Origin of the sequence: Vibrio sp. SALL6 (assembly GCF_002002385.1) — a bacterium.
Taxonomy (GTDB): domain Bacteria; phylum Pseudomonadota; class Gammaproteobacteria; order Enterobacterales; family Vibrionaceae; genus Vibrio; species Vibrio parahaemolyticus.
This window is the reverse complement of record NZ_MQVK01000019.1, coordinates 22801-45965: the sequence shown is the minus strand read 5'-3', so window position 1 is coordinate 45965 and position 23165 is coordinate 22801. Positions and strand designations below refer to the sequence as shown.

The following is a 23165-nucleotide window of genomic DNA, read 5'->3' as shown; positions in this document are numbered from 1 at the left end:
GTGCTGGTTTGGTAACTATTCCGTTTCCACCAAAGCGATCTTATCGGATGTCGATTTTTCCAATTTGATCGCAATAAACTTGGAGGTTGGCGTAAATGTTCTATCCCCATAACTATCTAAAGGAACTAATGGGTTCGTTTCTGGATAGTAAGCCGCCGCCTGACCGGCTGGTACATCATAGGCAACAAGCGTAAATCCGCTCACACGGCGCTCAACGCCATCTTCCCACAATGACACCATGTCCACTTTGTCGCCCGGTTCAAAACCGAGTTTACGAATATCCGCTTCATTGATAAACAGCACTTCGCGCATGCCAAATACACCACGATAACGGTCATTCAAGCCGTAAAGTGTCGTATTGTATTGGTCGTGTGAGCGCATGGTTTGCAAGATCAAATCTGGCTTTTGGCCTTTTTCGAGTATCGCTTCGCTGATCAACTGTTTCGGCAACTCACTAGAGCTGAACTGTGCTTTGCCGCTTGGTGTATTCCATCGACGCTCGGCAGCTGGGTTTACCAAGTGGAATCCACCCGGGTGTTTAAGCTTATGGTTAAAGTCGGTAAAGCCCGGAATGGTGTCGGCAATCAAATCGCGAATACGGTCGTAATCTTCAATCGCCCACAACCAATCAATTGGTTTTGCCCCGAGTGTCGCATTGGCAATACCGGCAATAATCGCTGGTTCTGAACGCAAATGCTCCGAACGCGGTTTTAGCTGACCAAATGAGATGTGCACCATGCTGAAAGTATCTTCAACCGTCACACCTTGTGGGCCCGTCGCTTGCTGATCAATTTCAGTACGGCCTAAGCATGGAAGAATAAGCGCATCTTTACCTGTGACAAGGTGAGAACGATTTAACTTCGTCGAAATGTGTACGGTTAAATTACAGTTTCGCATCGCGTTGTGCGTACGTTCTGTGTCTGGCGTTGCTTGTGCAAAGTTACCGCCCAAACCGATAAATACTTTCGCTTGCCCTTCTTCCATTGCTTTAATGGCTTGCACAGTGTTGTGGCCTTCACCACGCGGGACGGCAAAGTTAAATCGACTTTCAATGCGATCCAACAACAGATCTGAAGGTTTTTCATCAATGCCCATCGTACGGTCGCCCTGAACGTTACTATGACCACGCACTGGTGAAAGACCCGCGCCCGGCTTACCAACGTTACCTCGTAACATTTGCACGTTTGCGACTTCTTTAATGGTTGGCACAGAGTGACGATGCTGAGTCAACCCCATCGCCCAACACATGATCACACGTTCTGCACGTCGATACATGCTCGCCACCATCTCGATTTCACTTAAATCAAGACCCGATTGTTCCGCGATGTGTTCCCAAGAGGTTGCGTCCACTTCAGCCAAATACTCATCAATACCTATCGTGTGTTGTTTGATGAATTCACGATCAAATACCGCTTTGCCACCGTTTTGCAATGCCTCGCGTTCCCATTGCAACAAGAATTTCGCGATGCCACGAAACACTGCCATGTCTCCGCCTAAAGCAGGACGCAGGTACGCCGTGTTTGTAGGCTCTGAGCCGTTACTCAACATCTCAATCGGCATTTGTGGGTTTTGGAAACGCTCTAATCCGCGCTCTTTCAGCGGGTTTAGACAGATAACCTGCGCACCACGTTTTACCGCTTCGCGCAGAGGTTCAAGCATTCGTGGGTGGTTCGTGCCCGGGTTTTGACCAATCACAAAAATCGCGTCGGCTTCTTCAAAATCATCAAAGATCACTGTGCCTTTACCAACGCCAATGGTGTCTTTCATCCCGATTGCACTGGCTTCGTGACACATGTTGGAACAATCTGGGAAGTTGTTGGTACCGAATGCGCGCACAAATAGCTGATATAAAAACGCCGCTTCGTTGCTTGCACGACCAGAGGTATAAAACTCCGCTTGGTGCGGTGAATCCAATTGATTGAGATGTTTAGCCACAAGAGAAAAAGCCTCATCCCAAGAGACAGGTACATAGTGGTCGGACTCGGCATCGTATCGCATTGGGTGCGTGATACGGCCTTGGTATTCCAACCAGTAATCGGTTTGCGTTGAGAGAGATGAAACGCTGTGATTGGCAAAAAACTCAGGATCAACCAGACGATTGGTCGCCTCCCAGTTTACCGCTTTCGCGCCATTCTCACAAAAATTGACTTTACCACTATCTGGCGACTCGCCCCATGCACATCCCGGGCAGTCGAAACCGCCATTTTGGTTGGTTTTGAGCATAGTGCGAATGTTTTTAACTGCATTTTCACTGCCCCACCAACTTCTGGTTACGGCTTTCAGTGCACCCCAACCACCAGCTGGACCTTTGTATGCTTTTATTTGTTCTTTTTGGCTCACGACTTTACTCCTCGCAGATATACCAGCAAGCAGGGTGCCCGTGAAAACAAGCGCGTTATTTATTGAGATAATGCGGAAGTATTGAAGGGCTTAGTTTCTAATCCATGTATTTTTTAATCCAAATAAGTAACCACTCAACACGCTCTCGCTTGTCCGAGCGTTTACTTATCTAGATTCTTGATATCGGATACCGCCTACTGTTTCTAAGACTGGTAGATTCAATTCGCATTGCTGCATCTTGATCTAAATCAAAGATTAAGTCGATATTCAATATGCGTCCAATTGATAATCCTGACCGAGTGATAAACAAAATCTATGACGAATTTTTCCACTGACGGTCATCACATTTTTAATCAATACAATTTATGAGGTTAATCGTTTTCCCATTCGATTCCACCTAGTTCGATTAACGAACTCAATAAAATCGGCCCTCTTGATAATAGATAGTATCTATCACACTATAGATACTTTAAATTTGACCCTAATTAATATCAGGAATAGCCTTGATTCAGATCAATTTTGAGTGTGGTTTTATTCTTGACTTGGTTTTGGTTTTTCATTCCCCAGTTAAAACGCTCCAGCGCTTAAAAAGTACGGTAGTGCTGTGCCCTTTTTAGGGAGTTCCCCCGTACATGTGACTCACAACGCAAGGTTAACAAGCCATTATGGATATCAAACAACTTAAATATCTCATCGCACTTGAACAGACCAAACACTTTGGTCAAGCCGCCGCATTGTGCCACATTACGCAGCCTACCTTGTCCATGAGAATCCGAAGCTTAGAGGAAGAACTCGATCTCGAATTAATCCAAAGAAGTCAACGATTTGAAGGATTTACTGAAGCCGGAGAACGCATTTTAGCTTGGGCAAAAACCGTCTTAGCAGCTCATGATGGATTGCAAGCCGAAGCCGCCAACTGCCGTGGTCAGTTGGTCGGCTCTCTTCGGCTTGGAATGGTGCCACTCGCCAGCCAAAACCCTATGCAATTGCTCAAACCATTAGCTCAACAGTTCCCTGAGTTACGCTTTCAAATACTCTCCATGACGACCGAACAGATCATAGACCAACTCAATCGCAATCAGCTTGATTTGGGGATGTGTTATGTCGATCAAGTCAACACCGCTTACTTCGATGTTATCGAGCTAGATTCGACCAAACTTGGCGTTTTATTCGATGAGCGTCATTTTGATTTTGCCGAATCTGAAGTGTTGTGGGAGTCACTCAATAACATTCCGCTAGGGCTGCTTTCGAAGGGCATGCACTATCGCCACTCAATTGATCTTAGCTTTGTGAGTAAAGGGCTGGTTCCGCAAACCGTCATTGAAAGTAACTCCACCTTTCACTTGATCCAAGCAGTAACCAGTGGCCTTTGTTGCGCCATTATGCCGCTGAATTGTGGATTGGAAGAGTTGAACGATACGCTTCGCATTATCCCTATCGAAGAAGCCGCCGTTCACGCACCGCTAGGTTTGTTAAAGCGAAAACAAGAACCCTTCTCCGCGCTAACCGATCAGTGCTTCGCAGAAGCAAAAAACATATTCAATCGATAGCAAGAATCCACACGTCAACTTTTGGCATACACAACGGCTTATGAGGTGATTTCATGAGATGTACTACTCAATCTTATTTTGAACTGTCCGATTTCAATCAAGCACCACCTCAACCAAGTGCGTTCAATTACCGAGAATTGATTGATGGCCGCCCAGTACAACAAATGTCGCTGGCGAGTGAATCCGCCTTAGCTATCAGCTACAACGGCATTAGCCAAGCGGTCATGATGGTGACGCCAGGCCATCTGGAAGACTTCGTGAAAGGGTTTAGCCTAAGCACAGGCATCGTCCACGACTTCAAAGAGATCAAAGACCTTGAAATTGGCGGCGATCACGAATCTCACTATGCGGAAGTGGAAATCAGCAACCGCGCTTTCTGGGCGTTAAAAACACAGCGCCGAAATCTTGCCGGCACAACCGGATGCGGCATTTGTGGCGTCGAGGCTCTGGAACAAGCTTTGCCTGATTTAGCACCGCTAACACCGTCTCTTCCTCCGCGCTCCGATGTATTTGAAGGGCTGCGAGACAAAGTCGCACTGCATCAAGAAGCCGCACGTGAATCTGGCGCGTTACACGCCGCTTTATTTGCAGATTTACAAGGCAACATCAAGTTGTGCCGAGAGGACATCGGCCGCCACAACGCGCTAGATAAGTTGATTGGCGCATTGGCCAACAATCACATCGAGCCTCAAAGTGGCTTCGCTATCATGACAAGCCGTTGCAGCTTGGAGTTGATCCACAAAGCCGTTCGCGCGCGCATCCCCACTCTGGTTTGCTTATCTGCACCTACAGCGTTAACCGTCGAATGGGCAAGAAGAAACCATTTGAACCTAATTCACTTACCAAAACACGGCTCGCCGCGTCTATACAGCCCTGCGCCTTAACACGTCAACCTAGCCGAATTCCTAATATTTCTAACAGAGACCTCTGGGTCTCTGTTGTTTGCTTCTCATTCCCAATTGATACTTAGCGACAAGACACTATTCTCTCCAACCAAACGTGCTCACCCCTTGTCAGCACTAAGCTTGCGTATATTAACCTGCTTGCATTTGAACGCTTTCCAATCCGATAAGAACCCTGTCAAAAACCCATAAATTAGTAAGGATTTTGTGTGACTCTTTTCACGCTTTTCCGCCTCCCTAGGCATTTCTAGGAATTTTTCCTAGCCGATCTAGGCAACCATCTCATGTGCCTCACAAAACCACTCTTTAAAATTCCGCTCAGTCAAAGGTAACAAGAGCACATAACGGTCTCCGTTGTGTTTCTAAAACAATTACAAGAGAGTTCATCATGTTAAAATTCCTCGAACAGGTGCGGAAGCCGACCCTCGATCTTCCTGTCGAAGTTAGAAGAAAGATGTGGTTTAAACCGTTCATCCAATCTTACTTGGTCGTATTCATCGGCTACCTAACCATGTACTTGATTCGTAAGAACTTCAATGTCGCGCAAAACGACATGATCTCAACTTACGGTTTGAGCATGACAGACCTAGGTCTTATTGGCCTTGGCTTCTCCATCACATACGGCATCGGTAAAACCGTTGTGTCTTACTACGCTGACGGTAAGAACACCAAGCAATTCCTCCCTTTTATGCTGATCCTTTCTGGTCTTGCAATGCTTGGTTTCAGCTTCAGCATGGGCGGCGGTAGTGCAAGCCTGTTCTTGATGGTGGCTTTCTACGCTCTGAGTGGTTTCTTCCAAAGTACTGGTGGCCCTTCTAGTTACTCAACCATTACAAAATGGACACCTCGTAACAAACGCGGCTCTTACCTAGGCTTGTGGAACATGTCACACAACGTTGGTGGTGCGGGCGCAGCGGGTGTTGCTCTTTTCGGTGCTAACTACCTATTCGACGGCCACGTAATCGGCATGTTCGTGTTCCCTTCTATCATCGCGATCATCGTTGGCTTTATCGGTATGCGCTTTGGTAGCGACTCTCCAGAAGCTTACGGTCTAGGTAAAGTAGAAGAACTTTTCGATGAAGCAGTGAGTGAAGAAGACACCGCTGCTGAAGAAAACCAGATGACCAAAAAAGAAATCTTTGTTGAATACGTTCTTAAAAACAAAGTTATCTGGCTACTTTGCTTTGCCAACATCTTCCTTTACATCGTGCGTATCGGTATCGACCAATGGTCAACGGTATATGCGTACCAAGAGCTTGGTCTGTCAAAAGAAACGGCAATCTCTGGCTTTACTCTGTTCGAAGTCGGTGCGCTTGTGGGTACTTTGATGTGGGGTTACTTATCTGACCTAGCAAACGGTCGCCGCGCATTGGTTGCTTGTGTGTCTCTTGGTTTGATCATCGTATCGCTTGAGTTCTACCAACACGCAACAAATGAATTCATGTACTTGTCATCTCTATTCGTACTTGGTTTCTTGGTGTTTGGTCCGCAACTTCTTATCGGTGTTGCAGCGGTTGGTTTTGTTCCTAAAAAAGCAATCAGTGTGGCTGACGGTGTGAAAGGTACATTCGCTTACCTAATCGGTGACAGCTTCGCGAAACTTGGTCTCGGTATGATTGCAGACGGTACACCAATCTTCGGTCTAACAGGCTGGAAAGGTACCTTCGCAGCCCTAGATACCTCCGCCATGATTTGTATTGTTTTGCTTGCTTTCGTTGCTATCGCGGAAGAGAAGAAGATTCGACACGCGAAGAAGCTTAAACTTGCACAAAACCAAGCCTAACTTCTCTGCGCGCTTTACTTCGGTAAAGCGCGCAAGATCATTAAAATGAGTTGATCAATTCAGTATCATTAAAGGTTTTTCTATTAGCTCCGTTTTGGGGCTTATTGTTGTTTGTTGTCTGCTCTATTTGGTTGTAATGATGATTCATGTTGCTCTAGTTGATGATCACGTCATCGTGCGTTCTGGTTTCGCACAATTATTAAATTTAGAAAGTGATATTACCGTTGTTGGTGAATTTGGTTCTGTCGCCGAAGCACGCACAGGCTTGCCTGCGGTACACCCACACGTCGTCATCCTAGATATTTCCATGCCCGATGAGAGCGGATTAAACTTACTGAGCGAAATTCCAACTGGCATTGCCTGTGTCATGCTAAGCGTGCACGACTCCCCTGCAATGGTGGAAAAATCACTAAAACTTGGTGCAAAAGGCTATCTAAGCAAACGCTGTAGCCCAGACGAACTTATTCAAGCCGTGAGAACCAGTGCGTCTGGCGGCTGCTATCTTACCTCCGACATTGCCATCAAACTGGCAACACCAAGTGACAAAGCTGCATCGCTTTGCCAACTAACAAGACGCGAAAATGAAGTTTGCCAGCTTTTAGCCAAAGGGCTGGATGTAAAATCCGTCGCGGCAGAGCTTGGCTTGAGCCACAAGACCGTACACGTTCATCGAGCGAATGCCATCGACAAACTCGGCGTGAAAAACAACGTTGAGCTCGCCAAACTATTCTCTCAAGAGTCCTTTTAATGCGAGCCTATTCTGTCACAACGATTTGTGGCCTGTTTGTTATGGCCTGTGCTTGGTTCTGTTTGTGGGTGATCGCCTACTACTTTGTCAACGATCCAGAGCTCGCCATTCTGCTTTTCCCATTCGCCTTACGATTGGGGATTGCGCTGCACACTCGCACCGCTTACTGGCCAACAATCTACGTATCAGAATGGGCGCTGACGATTGCACTGGCGACCTTATTAGAACAACCTCAATGGCTCACCGTGCTGATCGCCAGCGTTGCCAGCATCCCTGTCACACTGATTGCGAAAAAATACTACTACGGTGACCAAAACCGCCACTTAGCCGTCATGGGCGTTGTGATCATCATTACCGCCTTCATCAACGTAATGGCGGTCGGCTTTCACGTGCCTTCTGTTTACATGGTGTGGTTAGCCAGTATTTCTGGTGGGCTGATGCTGGTTCCTATGTGCTACCTGCTGTGGAACTACCTATTTCAAAGCCGATGGTCGCCTCTGACGTCGCATCTTTTGAACAACACTGTGGTGTTCAGCATTCGACACATAGTGTTTTACGCCGTACTTCTTATCGGCAGCATTCTGGTGCAAACGAGTTTGCCTGAAGAGTTAAAACGATTTGCGCCATTTTGTATGGCCATCCCAATCATCGTGCTGGCACTTCGTTACGGCTGGCAAGGAGCCCTACTCGCCACCATGCTCAACAGCATTGCGCTGATTGCGGCTCGCAGCGGCGTATCAAATCTAGAAATCACCGATTTGTTGTTGTCTCTTTCAGCTCAAACCATCACTGGCATCATGCTGGGTTTGGCGGTTCAAAAGCAAAAAGATCTCAACCACAAACTGCGTGGCGAGCTATCCCGCAATCAAAATCTGTCTCGTCAACTTATCGAAGCGGAAGAATCGGTAAGACGCGACATTGCCCGCGAGCTGCATGACGAAATCGGCCAGAACATTACCGCTATCCGTACTCAAGCCAACATCATCAAGCGCATCGATAACGCAGAAATGAGCGCACATTGCGCAGATACCATTGAGGGGCTTTCTCTCAACGTGTACGACACCACTAAGCGTCTGTTAAGCAAGCTAAGACCCAAAATGCTGGATGATTTGGACTTAAAAGAATCCGTCGAGCAACTGACGCGAGAGATGGAATTCGCCAATCACGGAACGACTGTTCAACTGAATTGGCAGGGCGATTACACCAGCCTGAGTGACACACTCAAAGTCACCCTATTCCGTTTATGCCAAGAGTCATTAAATAACGCAGCCAAGTACGCAGAAGCGCAGTTGATCAATATTGAACTGACAATTGGAGAAGCTGCGGTGTCACTGATGATTCACGATGATGGTGTCGGCTTCAAAGTTCAGGACAGCATGAAAGGCATGGGCGTTCGCGGCATGCAAGAGCGTGTGCACGCGTTAGGTGGAAAAATGGTTATCTACTCCACCAGCGATCAAGTGATCGGCACACAAATCAGCATTACTTTACCTAAGGTGTAACTCAAGATGTTTGGATTTTTACGTTCACCTAAATTTACTCAACCGAGTCTGAGCAACGAGCAAATCGACCAGCGTTACCGCCATTGGCGTTTGCACATTATGTTGGGGATGTACATCGGCTACGCAGGTTTCTACTTTACCCGTAAGACATTTAACTACGCCGCACCAGCGATGATTACCGATCTTGGCTTAGATAAAGGCGATTTGGGTCTTATCGGTACGCTTTTCTACATTACTTACGGCTGCTCGAAGTTTATTTCCGGTACGATTTCAGATCGCTCTAACCCTCGTTATTTCATGGGATTAGGATTGATTGCGACAGGTCTGGTCAATATCGCGTTCGGTTTTTCTAGCTCACTCGCGGCTTTCATTACTCTGTGGATCTTAAACGCCTGGTTCCAAGGCTGGGGCTGGCCTTCATGCTCCAAGCTGTTAACCACTTGGTATTCACGCTCCGAGCGTGGCTTCTTATGGGCGATTTGGAACACCGCACACAACGTTGGGGGCGCGCTGATCCCTATTTGGGTGGGCTATTTAACGTTGCACTACAGCTGGCGTGAAGGCTTTATTCTACCCGGCATCATCGGGGTATTACTCGGCCTATTCGTTTGTTGGCGATTGCGCGACAAACCCACAACAATGGGCTTACCAAGTGTCGGACAATGGCGCAACGACGCACTAGAACTTGCGCAAGAAAATTACGGACGTGGCCTCACCTACCGCGAAATTATGAAATCGTACGTATTTAACAACAAATACATCTGGCTACTCGCGTTCAGTTATGTGTTGGTTTACATCGTCCGAACCGCAATCAATGACTGGGGAAACCTGTATTTAACCGAGCAGCATCACTACAGCCTGATTAACGCCAACGCTGCTCTATCGATGTTTGAAATCGGTGGTTTTGTTGGTTCATTGGTTGCGGGTTGGGGCTCAGACAAACTCTTTGGTGGTAACCGTGGGCCAATGAACTTGCTGTTCGCGATTGGGATTTTCTTATCTGTCTCTGCGCTTTGGCTGATGCCTCTGACCAACTTTGCATTCCAAGCGGCGGGATTATTCTCCATCGGCTTCTTTGTCTTTGGGCCACAAATGCTGATCGGTATGGCGGCGGCTGAGTGCTCTCACAAAGATTCTGCCGGCGCGGCAACAGGGTTCGTGGGCTTGTTCGCCTACATGGGCGCAGCATTGTCTGGCTATCCACTGGCGTTAATTCTTGAAGAATATCATTGGACGGGTTTCTTCATCACCATTTCAGTTTGTGCAGCCGTCATTGGCCTTTTGTTGCTGCCATTTTTGCAAGCGCAACCATCACGAAAACCACTCGAACCAAAACCTCGGTTGTAAATCAACTTATCGCCCTTCGGGCAAATTGGCGAGTGACCTAACCGCGCTCGCCATCCTTATTTAACGTATCTCTGCTCAATTTTTCTTCCGATTCAGTTCGGAGGGTTAACTATGGGAAAAATTCATGAATTTGAACACTATTTCATCGCATAGCTTCTTTCAAATGAACAACAAAATCCAAAACTACGCTTGGGGAAGCACCTCTTCTATTCACGATTTGTTTGGCTTTTCTAACGAAACGAATGAGCCTCAAGCAGAAGTATGGATGGGTACTCACCCAAACGGCTGCTCTGAAGTTCAGATTGAGCAAAACACGCTGCCTTTGTCTGAACTGATCAAACAAAACCAACCCGCTTACTTATCAGCAGAAACCGCAGCGAAATTTGGCGACCTGCCCTTTCTGTTTAAGATCTTAGCGGCCGAACACGCACTGTCGATTCAAGTTCACCCAAGCAAACAAGATGCCGAGGTAGGTTTCGAAAAAGAGCAAAGTGCTGGCATCCCACTAAACGCGAGCCATCGTAACTACAAGGATCCAAACCACAAACCTGAGTTGGTGTACGCGCTGACAAGTTACCAAGCCATGAACGGTTTTCGCTCGTATGCCGAGATTATTGAGGCATTTAGCCTTTGCGATATCGATGAGCTACGCGCGCCACTAGATGCATTCAAACACGAAGCCAACTCACAAGGTTTACGCGATTTCTTTGTGCACATTCTGACCATGGAAGGAGAAACAAAAGAGCGAGCACTGAAACAGCTTCTTGCCCACGCTTCACGTCAATCGGAACAATGCACTGACTCGGAGCAAGGCACTGACAGCGATGTTTTCCAGCTCATCTTGGAACTATCCACTCAATACCCCGGCGATGTCGGCTTGTTTGCGCCACTACTGTTGAATGTCATCACGCTGCAACCTGGCGAAGCGATGTTCCTGAGCGCAAGAACGCCACACGCTTACATTAAAGGAACGGGATTAGAGATCATGGCAAACTCAGATAACGTTTTGCGTGCAGGACTCACGCCGAAACATATGGATGTTGAAGAACTGGTTAAATGCACAGACTTTGTGCCTAAGCCGTTTAACAGCCTTGTTCTAGAACCCAATGCCGATGGTTGCCAAAACCTTTACCCCGTTCCCGTGGCAGACTTTAGTTTCAGCATTATTAACCAACCGAACAATGAAGTGGTTGAGGCAAACAGCGCAGAGATTTTGATGGCGATTGATGCCGACCTGACACTCATCAGTGATAACGGTGAGACGTTAACCGCAGCGAAAGGACAATCGGTATTTGTTCCTGCTTACGTTGGCCATTACCGTATTCAAAGTGCGGGACGTGTGGCTCGCGCCTTTAACTAACTTCTGAATAACGGATTCAAGCTAGCGTCTGACCCAAGGGACTGGGTTAGACAATTTATTGCTTTCATAGATTGAGCCTGTCCGGTTTTAAGACTCTCATTCTTACACCTTATCGACTCAAAGCCGCTGCGGTCTAAACCATCTAAGTTCTCTGAGAACCATAGATTCCTCTATTCACTACAACATACATTGTCGATACCCATTTATTTCCGGTAAATTCGCCGCCCCAATATCAAATCACTTGGATAATAAAGGCGCTTGCACAGTGGTATTTGTTGCAAAACGTATAATCAACGTTGTAATCAAAGCCTCAATCACTACAATCTCTGGTTCGATTTTTCAGTTAACGTTTGTATGCCGAAGTTAAACCAAGATAACCCTGTTCAAAGCTCCGCCCTTTCCGATATCGAAACCAGCAGTAAGATTCAATCGGCATTAGAACCGAAGTTTCACAAGCCAGAGAAACGTCTCTGCTTAAGCCCTGGCCTATCAGATAAGCATTTGGCGCGCCGTTGGCAAGTATTGGAACAAGTGACCAATAAAGATCATCTTCTTGATCCTTTCACGCAGTCACATTGCGACGCTTACTCCAACAACATCGAGCACTTCATTGGTACTGTCAATGTGCCGGTCGGCATCGCAGGTCCTTTACGCGTCAACGGTTTGTATGCGAACGACGACTTTTTGGTTCCACTCGCAACGACAGAAGCCGCGTTAGTCGCTTCCTACAACCGTGGCGCAAATCTTATTACCGCCGCTGGTGGCGCAAGCGCATTGTTACTGAGTGAAGGGGTGAGCCGAACACCAGTGTTCGCCTTTAATAACCTTGCCAACGCTGGCCAGTTCGTCAGTTGGGTTGTGACCCAGTTTGAAGTATTTCGTCAAATAGCAGAATCCACCACCTCACATGGCAAACTCAAAGACATCAATGTAAATATCGAAGGAAACCACGTTTATTTGGTCTTTGAATACGTGACTGGTGACGCTTCCGGACAAAACATGGTGACCATCGCAACAAACGAAGTGTTCCATCATATTTTGGCGACCAGCCCAATCAAACCAACTCAAGCATTCTTGGATGGCAACTTATCAGGCGACAAAAAACCAAACGCGCACACGCTGCGCTCGGTACGCGGTAAGAAAGTATCCGCCGAAGTGACCATTCCGGCTGAGTTGGTTGAAAAATACTTGCATACAACGCCGGAGTCTATGGTTCAATTTGGCAAAATGACCACGGTGGGCGGTTTACTCAGCGGGACAATTGGCGTCAACGCGCATTACGCAAACGCTCTTGCCGCGCTGTACATTGCTTGCGGTCAAGATGCCGCTTGTGTTGCAGAGTCTGCCATTGGTATCACTCGTATGGATGTGGACACTCAAGGCAACTTGTACGCGTGCGTGACCTTGCCGAACATCATGGTGGGAACGGTTGGCGGGGGCACAGGCCTTCCTACGCAAAAAGCATGTTTGGATATTTTAGGTTTGCACGGCAACGGCAATGCGAAAGCCTTAGCCGAAGTCGCAGCTGCGCTTTGTCTGGCTGGCGAACTCTCGATTGTGGGCGCATTTTGTGCCGATCACTTCTCCCGAGCTCATCATAAATTAGCGCGTAAATAACTGACTCGCCGCTCAGAGAAGACCTTTTGTTTTTCTCTGAGCGCTGAACTTCTGCGGGGCACTTATTCAGATCCTTCTCTTCGATAATTTTCTTTCATGGCTCATTCGTTTTAAACACCGAGTTCGCTCTCATCGATAAAGCCGCCTCTTTACATTGGGCAAAATTGACCGTCAGTTCCGTATCTGTTCACAATTATTCTCTTTCTTACGCGGTTTTTCTTTCTTTTTGTCTATACATAAAATTCAGTAAGTTATCTCAAATTACCAATTCCTGTCGTTACAAAATCGTACTATTTTCAGTAATTGTGTTTTTTATTAGTCACTTATAGCGACTATACTCACCTCTGCAGCTGCTTGATTTTTCTAAATTTATTTTAAAGCTCACACGAGCGTCACTACTCCCGTTAAATGGATTTAAGTCGTTCCTTTGGGTAAGCGAGTTAACTATGAGACGTCAGAAACAAAATGGAATTTCTTGTTGGGTGCTAGGATTCTTAGCCATGTTGCTCTGCTATGCAGGGCCCGTTTCCTCAGAAGAGGATTCCGCTAACTTCGTCAATGCGCGCTTTCTTTATCAAAGTACGTTTGGACCAACGCCAGCCTTGATTGATCAAGTCGAAGAAGTTGGCATTGAAAGTTGGATCAAACAACAACTTCTTCTTCCGGCGACCTATCATCGTCCTCTCTACGACACTCCTTTTAGCAAAGGAGCACAAGCAAATCGAGAAAATGCTTGGTATCAAATTGTTCTCACATCAGAAGACCAGCTTCGTCAGCGAATGGCATTTGCGTTAAGCCAAATACTCGTGGTCTCGCGCTATGGCGGAGCACTATCGAGCAAGCCAACAGGCCTAGTGGACTACTACGATGTGTTGGTGAAGTATGCCTTTGGTAACTATCGTGATCTTCTACACGAAGTGGCTATCCACCCGGCGATGGGCAACTACCTATCAATGATGGGCAGCACTAAGGAAAATACTTCAACAGGCGCGCTACCGGATGAAAACTTTGCCAGAGAACTGATGCAGCTTTTTACGTTAGGACTTTACGAGCTAAACCTTGATGGCAGTGTAAAACGTGATCCTAAAACCGGAAAACCGCTGCCGACCTACTCTCAAACTGATATCCAAGAACTGGCCCGTGCGCTAACTGGTTGGAAAAATTCAGACACGGCATTTGTTGAACCCATGCGCGTGATAAACAGCCGACATGACACCAACGAAAAAACCGTGTTGGGAACAACCATTCCTGCGGGTTTGACCGCCCAAGAAGAGCTCTCACAAGTGCTGGATATATTGATGTCTCATCCTAACATTGCGCCATTTGTGTCGAAGTTTCTGATTCAACGATTCGTCTCTTCTAACCCAAGCCCGGAGTACGTTGCGCGAGTTGCTCGCGTATTCAACAACAACGGAAAAGGGGTTAAAGGTGATTTAAGCGCAGTGATCCGCGCGGTTTTACTTGATAACGAAGCCATGGGGTTAACCAACACGCCGCCAATAAAAGTGAAAGAGCCCATTTTGGTGCTCACCAACTTCCACCGAGCCGCAGGCTTTACACTTACCGCTGTGCGCTATGACGGAGCAACAACAGTGATGAACACCGCAGAACAAGGCGCACTGCGTTCTCCTTCAGTATTTAATTTCTACTCGCCAGACTATCAACCTTCGAATGAGTTTGTGCAGTCAGGCATGGTGTCACCCGAATACGAATTGCTCGATTGGTCAGTGTATACCGATCTGGTCAATTTCATGCTCAGTAGCACTCGCTCGGGTGGTGGCGATACTTATACGCTGGACTTTAGCGAACTGTATTCCCTACTCGATGATCACGAAGCTCTCGTTGAGCGTGTCGATGAACGATTCTTTGCGGGTACGGCTTCGCCTGAACTCAAAGCGCTTTTGCTAGAAGTGTCGGATGAGTATCGAACCGATTACGTACCAACAACAAAACTCGCACTCGTTATCTTTACTGCGATTTCTGGCGATGAGTTTTACATTCAGGATTAGGGGTGAATTATGGACATTTCGAGACGTAACTTTCTAAAAAGCACCGCATCGTTTGGGGCGATCGCTTCACTCGGATTGCCGGGTTATTCACTTGCCGCGCCTTCAAATGATTTCCGAGCGCTAATCTGTGTGTACTTAGCTGGCGGAAACGACGCGATTAATACCATATTGCCGCTATCTGATTTTCACTACAACCAGTACGCCAATGTGAGAGGATCTCTTTCTGTTGCCAAAAATACCATTATTCCCATTGGATTGAATGCGAACGACGCAAACAACAACGCCGTTCCGCTTGGGCTGCATCCTAAGTTGTCGGCACTTGCTCCACTATTCCAACAAAGCGATGCTAATTTGGTGCTCAATAGTGGCATTCTCAACCAACCTGTGACAAAGCAAGCCATCGAACAAGGTGATGTTCCACTGCCAGAGCAGCTGTTTTCTCACAACTCACAGACCGCATCTTGGTTGCGCGGTGGGATGGATGCTTCTACGAATTTAGGTTGGGCTGGACGCATGCTCGATGTGCTAACGTCAGACGCTCAAATCACACCGCTGTATAGTGTGCATGGCGATACGTTGTGGTTGAAGGCCATGGAGCACCGTCAGACCGTACTCAAAAAAGACAAAGCGGTTCAATTGACGGCGGTTGGAAATCCAGTTTACGAAGAGATTTATCAAAAACTGCTCTCACAAAGCGCAGATAACCCGTTCAGTGGGCATTTTAATTTGATGGTCGACGAATCCATGATGATGAGCAACATCCTCGCGGAGCAACTGAAACTGATCGACGACGCGCCTTTATTCTCCTCTTCTACACTCGGCAAACAAATGCAGACCGTGTACAAATTGATCGCCAGCCAGAGTGCGCTTAGTCAGCAGCGACAAGTGTTCTTTGTAAAACATACAGGATACGACTTACATGACTCGCAACTCGCGCGACACCCATTGTTACTCGAAGATCTCGCCACCAACCTAAATGCCATGTATCGCGCAGTTGATAAGCTCGGTATGAGTAAAAACGTGACCACGTTTACGATGTCTGACTTTGGTCGACGAATGACCAATAATGGTAACGGTACCGATCACGGCTGGGGCGGTCATCAGTTATTGATAGGTGGTGCGGTAAATGGCAGTGCGCCGATCGGTACGTGGCCAGAATTAACACTTGGAGGGCAAGATGATTACTCAAAAGGTCGGTTGATTCCGGTTATTGCCGCAGACCAAGTTGGCTCAACTCTCGCACAGTGGATGGGAGTGAGTGACAATGCTGCACTGGAATACGTATTCCCGAACATCCGTAATTTCACCACATCTAACCTTGGCTTTATGGCTTAAGCTAAGTAGCTTAGTTTCGTTTATTTAATTGTCAAAAAAGGGAGCACAATGCTCCCTTTGCAATATCATCTATGTTAACGAAGGTTCATTAAACTTCGTCACGACGACGTTCGTTACAAAGCTTGATAGCGCGCTCAAGTAATTCTAGCGCGGATTGTTCACACTTAGGCAGAGCCGCATCACTTTCACCAATTGGCGTTACGCGGTCACCCCACTTCAGCACTGCTGCACCCCACGTCAAACCTGCACCAAACGCAGCCAGAAGCATGTTATCGCCAGGATTTACTCGGCCTTGCTCTACCGCTTCACACAATGCAATTGGCACCGTTGCCGCAGAGGTATTGCCGTAGTTTTGAATGTTCACAAACGCTTTGTCTTGAGGAATACCGGAAAGGTCGCACAACGTTTGAATAATACGGATGTTCGCTTGATGCGGAATCACCACATCAATTTGTTCCGTCGTCAACTGAGATGCTTTTAGTACGGTTTTCGCCGCTAGGCCCATGCCTTTCACTGCGCGTTTGAAGATCTCTTGACCCACAAAGTTGAAATCCCAGTAACCGTTATCTTCCGCAAAGCGGTCCATACAAGTACCAAACTTCGGCACAGAAAGAATATCGCGACCTTTGGCATCACAACCAATTTGCGATTGCAGCAAGCCCGTTTCTTTCTCTGTGCGAGATAGAACCACCGCACCCGCGCCGTCACCAAATAGAACCGCGGTATCACGCATCGCCCAGTCAATGTAGAAAGACAAACGTTCCGCACCGATGATGATGGCGTGTCGATAGTTCCCGGACTGAATCAAACGCGTGCCCGTTTCTAGGCCGTATACAAAACCGGTACATGCTGCGTTTAAGTCGAAAGCCGCCGCTGAGCGAATGCCCAGATTTTGCTGCACTTTAGACGCAATGTTTGGAATAAGTGAATCAGGAGAGCACGTTGCAACAATGATTAGGTCGATTTCGCTTGCTTCAACGCCTGCTCTTGCCAACGCATGCTGAGCGGCTACTGTCGCCATATCTGAAGTATTTACATGGCTAATACGGCGATTTTCGATACCTGTTCGGGTGCGAATCCACTCATCTGAAGTATCAAGGAAAGTGCTAAGATCATCGTTAGAGAGCACGGTTGGCGGTACACATTTCCCCCAACCTGTAATTTCAGCGTAGTAATTTGTCATCGCAGACCTATTTATTGTTGTATTTTAATGAAATATCTAAGAACCTGATCCGGTTCTATTATAAAACTTGCTATTCCATAAAATTTGCAAGTAAAAAGAAAGTATACGCATTATGAAGCTGACTGGTAAGTCATGTTTTCATCAAGTTGTTATAAAGGAAGAAGTCATGTCATCGTTTAAAACTCGTTGCCCATCTTGTGGCGGTTTAAATCGTGTCCCTAATGAGCGTGTTGCAGAATCTGCAACGTGCGGTAAATGTAAGAGCCCGCTTTTAGATGGCGCGCCTATTGAAGGTACACTCGATAACTTTTCTGCACTATTAGAAAGCTCAACGCCAGTTGTTGTCGATTTTTGGGCTCCATGGTGCAATCCGTGCGTCGGCTTTGCTCCTGTTTTCTCGGATGTCGCGCAAGAACAAGCAGGAACGGCTCGTTTTGTAAAGATTGATACTGAAGCCCAACAACAGCTTGCGGCACAGTTTGGTATTCGCAGCATTCCAACCATCATGGTATTTAAGAACGGTCAGCGCGTTGATATGCTGAATGGTGCGCTGCCTAAATCGCAGTTTGATCAATGGTTAAATCAAGCACTTACAAAATAATCCCAACCTTGAGCCTGCCAGTCTGGCAGGCTTTTTTATGCAGCAAATTGCCATATAATTTCGACAAATTTTATTTGTCGATACGACACAAATTTATCATTTTACATGCCTACTAATTAGCCTCATATTCGCGCCGAATAACCCCCAGATTTCTCTTAATTTATAGGCGCAAAACATTGGAAAACACAGTCGTTTCTGCAGCATCACCACGAGTTACAGTTCCAGTCGTCGCACTGTCTCTTTACGCGGTTGCTTCAGGCTATTTGATGAGCTTGATCCCACTCATGCTCGGCGAATACAACATCTCTGCTGATTACGCGAGTTGGTTGGCGAGCGTGTTTTATGGCGGCTTGTTGATTGGTGCCATGTTTATCGAACGCATTGTTCGCAATGTTGGCCACCGCAAAGCATTTATTGGCTGTTTGGCTGCCTTTTCGCTCACCATCGTTGCCCTACCAGCATTCCCGAATGGCCTAGTTTGGCTCGTTGCGCGCTTTATTGCTGGTGTAGCAGTTGCAGGTGTGTTCGTGATCGTTGAATCCTGGTTGATGTCAGGCGACGAAGCATCACGCGCAAAACGCCTAAGCCTATACATGCTTTCTCTGTACGGCGGCTCGGCTCTAGGTCAATTTGGTATTGGCGTTCTTGGCGTAAGTGGCGGCGTACCCTTTGTTGCGATTACAACATTGATCCTAATGGCGATGCTGGTACTGATGTTTATTGATTGCGAACAACCGAATAGCCATGAATCGACTTCATTGTCATTCAAACAGATTGCAAAACTCAATCATGCAGCGATCATCGGTTGCGTCGTATCTGGTTTAACCTTGGGTGCGATTTACGGCCTTATGCCTGTTGAATTGGCGAACCGTAAAATTACCCACCAAGACATTGGTACGCTTATGGCGTTGGTGATCCTTGGCGGCATGTTGGTTCAACCTATGGTGACCACATTAAACAAATACATGAGCCGAACAGTCTTAATGGCGTTCTTCTGTATTTTGGGTATTTTCTCTATCGGTTTGACGTTCATCTCTACGTCTACCGCAGTGTTGGCGGCGTCGCTTTTCCTATTGGGCATGGCCACGTTTGCTCTATACCCAGTGGCAATCAACCTCGGCTGTGAAGGACTTGATGAACGCTTTATTGTCTCTGCAACTCAAGTCATGCTGTTTAGCTACAGCGTAGGCTCAGTAGCAGGCCCAGTGGTTGCAGACAAATTTATGGGCCAAGTACACGGCTTGTTGGGTTACTTGTTTGCGGCTTTGGTAGCGACATGCGTTTACATGTTGCTTGCAGCGAGCAAAACCAAACAGCAAATGGCTGCGGGCCTATAAAGCTAAAACAACCAAATGACCATTGAAAACGAGGGCTATCTGCCCTCGTTTTTTTATGCGTTTTTCATTAACTGCTTTCGATAACGTGTTGGCGAAATGCCGTAAAACTTCTTAAATCGATGCGTAAAGTTGTACGGGTCTCGGTATCCCAATCGATTAGCAATCATCGCAATTGACCACGCCCGGTATTGCAACAAGTCAGCTGCTTTGTGCATTCGCAGCTCGATCAACTTGCTCCTCGGACTCATATTGAAGAGCTGTTTCGACAAACGGTTTAGCTGTTCTTCACTAATAAAACATCGCTTCGCCATTTCACTGACAGTCCAAGGCAAATGCAGTTGCCCTTCTATCTCATTAAACAAGGTCTGAACACGCGAAAGCGACGTACTGATTGGTGTTTCCACACTTTGCACCAACCGTTGAACTTCACTGATCAATAACTGACGAAAACCAGAGCGTCCGCCGATTTCGTTGTAGAGCAAGGTCATCAACGACCAAATCTGTTCTGAGCCACAAAATGGAATCACGCACTGGCCAAGATCATTGAGATGATGCCATGTAGGTGCATTTTGCGGCAGCAACCAGACCATTTTCCAACTTCCCAAACGCGGGTTGATCTCGAAACGAAAGCAAGTGTCTACGGGCAAGATGGTCAGCGTATATGGTTCGATCTCCTTAACGCAGTTCGGCGTAATCAACACACCGCCGCCTTCTAACGTGAATAACAACGTATGCACGCCCACCTTGTCACGCTCAACGTGATAACCGTCGTGCAGCTCAGCCAATCCCGCCATAAAAATATCGGCACGTTGCCATTCTGGAATTTCCGTTAGCGTAAGAAAACGTTCTTTGCACGCAGGTGCAAGGTAGACGTCATCGTGCCACTCATGTTGAGGAGAGAATTGACCGATGACGGATTCGCACAGGTTTTGTCGATTTTCGAACATGTATTTATGCCTCGGTTGGTTTTATATTCCCCCACAAACTGAGGAGTGACTATGACGAACAACACTGACATCAAAAACCAAACAAATCCTATGTCTGGCGACTTGTTACGTCAGATTATTCGCTTAGGTTTTCCCGTCGCAATCCAAAGCGCGCTTGTCGCGATATTGGCATTGGCTGATGTTCTCATGGTTAGTGACTTTGGTAAAGAAGCGACAGCAGCTGTGGGAATTGCGTCAAAATGGCATTTCGTGGCGATCATGATCATGGCCGGTCTAGCCTCTGCCAACGGCACGCTCGTTGCTCAATATTGGGGGCGAAATGATGCCGTCAGTGCCAAAACCGTCACTGGAATCGCCATCCGATTTGGCTTAAAAGTGCTTATCCCAGTGACGTTGATCATCACGCTTGGTAGCGAACTCATCATGCGTTTACAAACCAGCGATACACGAGTGATTGAGTTGGGTGCGACTTACTTGTGGTATGCGTTTCCGGTGCTGTTACTTACGCATATCGTCATCGTGCTCGAAGCCAGCATGCGCTCCTCGGGAGACACCGTCACTCCGCTATTAATGGGTGCAATGACCATCGTCCTTAATATTGGTTTGAATTTCTGGTTAATCAAAGGCGGCTTTGGCATCCCAGCAATGGGGGTCGCTGGTGCTGCATTCGCTACGACCATTTCTCGCTTGTTCCAAGTACTCGCCATGATTGCCTACATGCGTTGGCGGAAGCACTGGTTGCTGGAAGTAAAAGAAGGCTCTGAACGCCCTTCGCTGTGGCTGTCTTATCGTCGTCTTGCGCTACCAATGACGCTGGGTGCACTACTTTGGGCAATCGGCACCATGGTTTATCAGATGATTTTTGGCCACATGGGGACAACCGAATTGGCGGTATTTAGCATGCTCGGCCCATTTGAATCACTCTGTTACTCAATTTTCTTTGGGATTTCTGTGGCGTGCTCTGTGATGATTGGTCAATCCTTGGGGCGTGATGCCTTTGAGCAAGCTGAACACATGGCAAAATTCTTTATCAAAGCAGTCTTTGTGTTTGGTATTTCCATCGGCGTACTGTTGCTTCTTAATCGTGAGTTGATCATTGCAGCATTGAATTTAGACAACCCTGAGCTTTACCCACTCGCAGCCCCTGCGGTGATGATTTTGTGCTGCGCGATTTGGTTGCGTATGTTGAACATGATCATCATTAACGGGATTATTCGAGCTGGTGGCGACAACGTATTCTGCTTACGCATGGACTTTATCGCCATGTGGATGACAGGCTTGCCACTTTGTGCAATCGCTGCGTTTGTTCTTGGTTGGGAGTTTAAGTACGTGTATGCACTGATGATTGCAGAGGAAGTCGTTAAGTTGGCGTTGTGTTATCGTCGATATACGCAAAAGTATTGGATAAAGAATCTAACCGTCGTTACGACTTCTTAGTATCGCGTTCTTCATTGATTCTTTTGTGGCGGTTCGATGCATTGGCAGCTGGTTTTTCAGGAACCTCGCGTTTCTCGTGCAGCAGGTGCCGAACTGCCAGAATCGGATGTTTTAGTAACATTCTCGGGCCTGAATAGCGCATCACTAAACGCATCTGTTCTTTAGGTTCGGGTTTATAGCAGTGGATTGGGCACTTGTTACACGTCGGTTTTTCTTCTCCGTATGGGCATCGGTCCAATCGCACTTCCGCGTAATCAAGCAGTTCACGGCATTCGCTACACAGCGCATCTCTGGTTCCATGATGATCATGGCAATACACCTCCACCATCGCTTTGACGGTTTTAAATTCGATGGCGAGTTTGCCAAGTAAAATATCGCTCATGGTATTGCCCAAAATCACAGTTGGAGAGTGTAGAGTTCTAAAGTTCGGCCATTATCATATTGCTGCTCAACACGTTCAAATTCGAAACCGAGTTTTTTCAGCAAACTTATACTACGAATATTATCATTATTCGTAATCGCGACCAGTTGACTAAGTTGCATCGCTTGTTTCGCGTACTCGATCACTGCCTTTGCTGCTTCTATAGCAAAACCTTGGCCGTAAGCTGAAGGAAGAAAACCATAGCCGATGTCGTAAGCGTTCAAGGTATCACGCTTCACTAACCCACAAATGCCTAGCGGCTGTTTTGTCTGCTTATCTTCAACCACCAGCAAGCTCACACCTTTCTTTTCTTCCATACGCAGCATGTTCTCTTTGATGTAACGAACCGCTTCGTAATCGGTTCGCATTTGCTTATCCCCAACAAAGCGATAAAAGTCAGGGTGGTTGTAGAGCTCCAATATAAATGGCGCATCATCTACACTCACTAGACGCAGTATCAATCGTTCGGTGGTCAAAGTTTTCATACGAACTCCATTATGGTTGTAACTTGGATGAAAAATCACTATCCTGCCCCGCTAAATTAAAGGACCAACACCATGAACCGCAAGAAGAAAATCAATCAGATCTTAAAAGCGAAGCAGAAGAAGCACAACGCGAAGCTGCATAAAAGCAACAAACCGCGCTACATCTCTAAAGCTGAGCGCGCGAAAATGGAAGCCGAAGAACAACAGCAATCTTCTGAAAACGTTGTAGAGACAGCAACTGCTGACCAAGCTTAAAAAGAA

19 protein-coding genes are annotated in these 23165 nt (G+C 47.0%); 14 read left to right on the top strand and 5 right to left on the bottom strand.

Features of this window, described 5'->3' with window-relative positions:
- Nucleotides 1-15: 15 nt before the first annotated feature.
- Nucleotides 16-2340, bottom strand: coding sequence for an FdhF/YdeP family oxidoreductase (locus BIW15_RS11020; RefSeq protein WP_015313261.1), 2325 nt, complete (start codon nucleotides 2338-2340; stop codon nucleotides 16-18).
- Between the two features lie 665 nt (nucleotides 2341-3005).
- Between BIW15_RS11020 and BIW15_RS11010 the strand changes: the two genes are divergently transcribed.
- The 10 genes from BIW15_RS11010 to BIW15_RS10965 all read left to right on the top strand — a co-directional run bounded on the left by BIW15_RS11010 (nucleotide 3006) and on the right by BIW15_RS10965 (nucleotide 16493).
- The gene (locus tag BIW15_RS11010; RefSeq protein WP_005460961.1) at nucleotides 3006-3890 is read left to right on the top strand and encodes a LysR family transcriptional regulator; all 885 of its coding nucleotides are present in this window, start codon (nucleotides 3006-3008) and stop codon (nucleotides 3888-3890) included.
- 53 nt (nucleotides 3891-3943) lie between these two features.
- Entirely contained in the window at nucleotides 3944-4774 is an 831-nt protein-coding gene (gene fdhD, locus BIW15_RS11005) for a formate dehydrogenase accessory sulfurtransferase FdhD (protein ID WP_005479322.1), read from the top strand.
- A gap of 406 nt (nucleotides 4775-5180) precedes the next feature.
- Nucleotides 5181-6575, top strand: coding sequence for a hexose-6-phosphate:phosphate antiporter (gene uhpT / locus BIW15_RS11000; RefSeq protein ID WP_077281005.1), 1395 nt, complete (start codon nucleotides 5181-5183; stop codon nucleotides 6573-6575).
- Nucleotides 6576-6714: 139 nt separating this feature from the next.
- Nucleotides 6715-7323, top strand: coding sequence for a transcriptional regulator UhpA (uhpA, locus tag BIW15_RS10995; RefSeq protein WP_005394558.1), 609 nt, complete (start codon nucleotides 6715-6717; stop codon nucleotides 7321-7323).
- Complete coding sequence (gene uhpB / locus BIW15_RS10990; RefSeq protein WP_021487059.1) at nucleotides 7323-8825, top strand: signal transduction histidine-protein kinase/phosphatase UhpB; 1503 nt, start codon at nucleotides 7323-7325, stop codon at nucleotides 8823-8825. Before uhpA ends, uhpB begins: the two co-directional genes overlap by 1 nt.
- Nucleotides 8826-8831: 6 nt before the next feature.
- Complete coding sequence (locus BIW15_RS10985; protein WP_069538867.1) at nucleotides 8832-10172, top strand: MFS transporter; 1341 nt, start codon at nucleotides 8832-8834, stop codon at nucleotides 10170-10172.
- A 124-nt stretch (nucleotides 10173-10296) separates the two neighbouring features.
- Nucleotides 10297-11532, top strand: coding sequence for a mannose-6-phosphate isomerase, class I (gene manA / locus BIW15_RS10980; RefSeq protein ID WP_077281004.1), 1236 nt, complete (start codon nucleotides 10297-10299; stop codon nucleotides 11530-11532).
- 354 nt (nucleotides 11533-11886) lie between these two features.
- On the top strand, nucleotides 11887-13149 hold the full coding sequence (locus BIW15_RS10975) for a hydroxymethylglutaryl-CoA reductase (protein ID WP_077281003.1): 1263 nt from the start codon (nucleotides 11887-11889) through the stop codon (nucleotides 13147-13149).
- 446 nt (nucleotides 13150-13595) lie between these two features.
- Nucleotides 13596-15158, top strand: coding sequence for a DUF1800 family protein (locus tag BIW15_RS10970; protein WP_077281002.1), 1563 nt, complete (start codon nucleotides 13596-13598; stop codon nucleotides 15156-15158).
- A 9-nt stretch (nucleotides 15159-15167) separates the two neighbouring features.
- On the top strand, nucleotides 15168-16493 hold the full coding sequence (locus tag BIW15_RS10965) for a DUF1501 domain-containing protein (RefSeq protein ID WP_077281001.1): 1326 nt from the start codon (nucleotides 15168-15170) through the stop codon (nucleotides 16491-16493).
- Nucleotides 16494-16581: 88 nt separating this feature from the next.
- Here the strand turns inward: BIW15_RS10965 and BIW15_RS10960 are convergent, their stop codons facing one another.
- The gene (locus BIW15_RS10960) at nucleotides 16582-17676 is read right to left on the bottom strand and encodes a ketoacyl-ACP synthase III (RefSeq protein WP_025589303.1); all 1095 of its coding nucleotides are present in this window, start codon (nucleotides 17674-17676) and stop codon (nucleotides 16582-16584) included.
- Between the two features lie 166 nt (nucleotides 17677-17842).
- On the opposite strand from BIW15_RS10960, the gene trxC reads away from it, so the two are divergent.
- Both trxC and BIW15_RS10950 read left to right on the top strand, forming a co-directional pair.
- A complete protein-coding gene (gene trxC, locus BIW15_RS10955) occupies nucleotides 17843-18277 on the top strand; it encodes a thioredoxin TrxC (RefSeq protein ID WP_005486290.1) in 435 nt (144 codons plus the stop codon).
- Nucleotides 18278-18453: 176 nt separating this feature from the next.
- Nucleotides 18454-19614: an MFS transporter gene (locus BIW15_RS10950; protein ID WP_005460918.1), complete on the top strand. Its 1161-nt coding sequence runs from the start codon at nucleotides 18454-18456 to the stop codon at nucleotides 19612-19614.
- A gap of 53 nt (nucleotides 19615-19667) precedes the next feature.
- On the opposite strand, the gene BIW15_RS10945 is transcribed toward BIW15_RS10950, so the two are convergent.
- The gene (locus tag BIW15_RS10945) at nucleotides 19668-20561 is read right to left on the bottom strand and encodes a helix-turn-helix transcriptional regulator (protein ID WP_077281000.1); all 894 of its coding nucleotides are present in this window, start codon (nucleotides 20559-20561) and stop codon (nucleotides 19668-19670) included.
- A gap of 90 nt (nucleotides 20562-20651) precedes the next feature.
- Here BIW15_RS10945 and BIW15_RS10940 point away from each other — a divergent pair, with 90 nt between their 5' ends.
- The gene (locus BIW15_RS10940) at nucleotides 20652-21998 is read left to right on the top strand and encodes an MATE family efflux transporter (RefSeq protein WP_373270265.1); all 1347 of its coding nucleotides are present in this window, start codon (nucleotides 20652-20654) and stop codon (nucleotides 21996-21998) included.
- Here BIW15_RS10940 and BIW15_RS10935 read toward each other — a convergent pair.
- Nucleotides 21985-22380 (bottom strand): nitrous oxide-stimulated promoter family protein, encoded by a 396-nt coding sequence (locus BIW15_RS10935; RefSeq protein WP_065766216.1) that lies wholly within the window; start codon nucleotides 22378-22380, stop codon nucleotides 21985-21987. The two genes, BIW15_RS10940 and BIW15_RS10935, sit on opposite strands and share 14 nt — an antisense overlap.
- Nucleotides 22381-22394: 14 nt before the next feature.
- Nucleotides 22395-22904, bottom strand: coding sequence for a GNAT family N-acetyltransferase (locus tag BIW15_RS10930; protein ID WP_020842178.1), 510 nt, complete (start codon nucleotides 22902-22904; stop codon nucleotides 22395-22397).
- Nucleotides 22905-22976: 72 nt separating this feature from the next.
- Here BIW15_RS10930 and BIW15_RS10925 point away from each other — a divergent pair, with 72 nt between their 5' ends.
- Entirely contained in the window at nucleotides 22977-23159 is a 183-nt protein-coding gene (locus BIW15_RS10925; RefSeq protein WP_005480281.1) for a DUF2986 domain-containing protein, read from the top strand.
- Nucleotides 23160-23165: the final 6 nt, after the last annotated feature.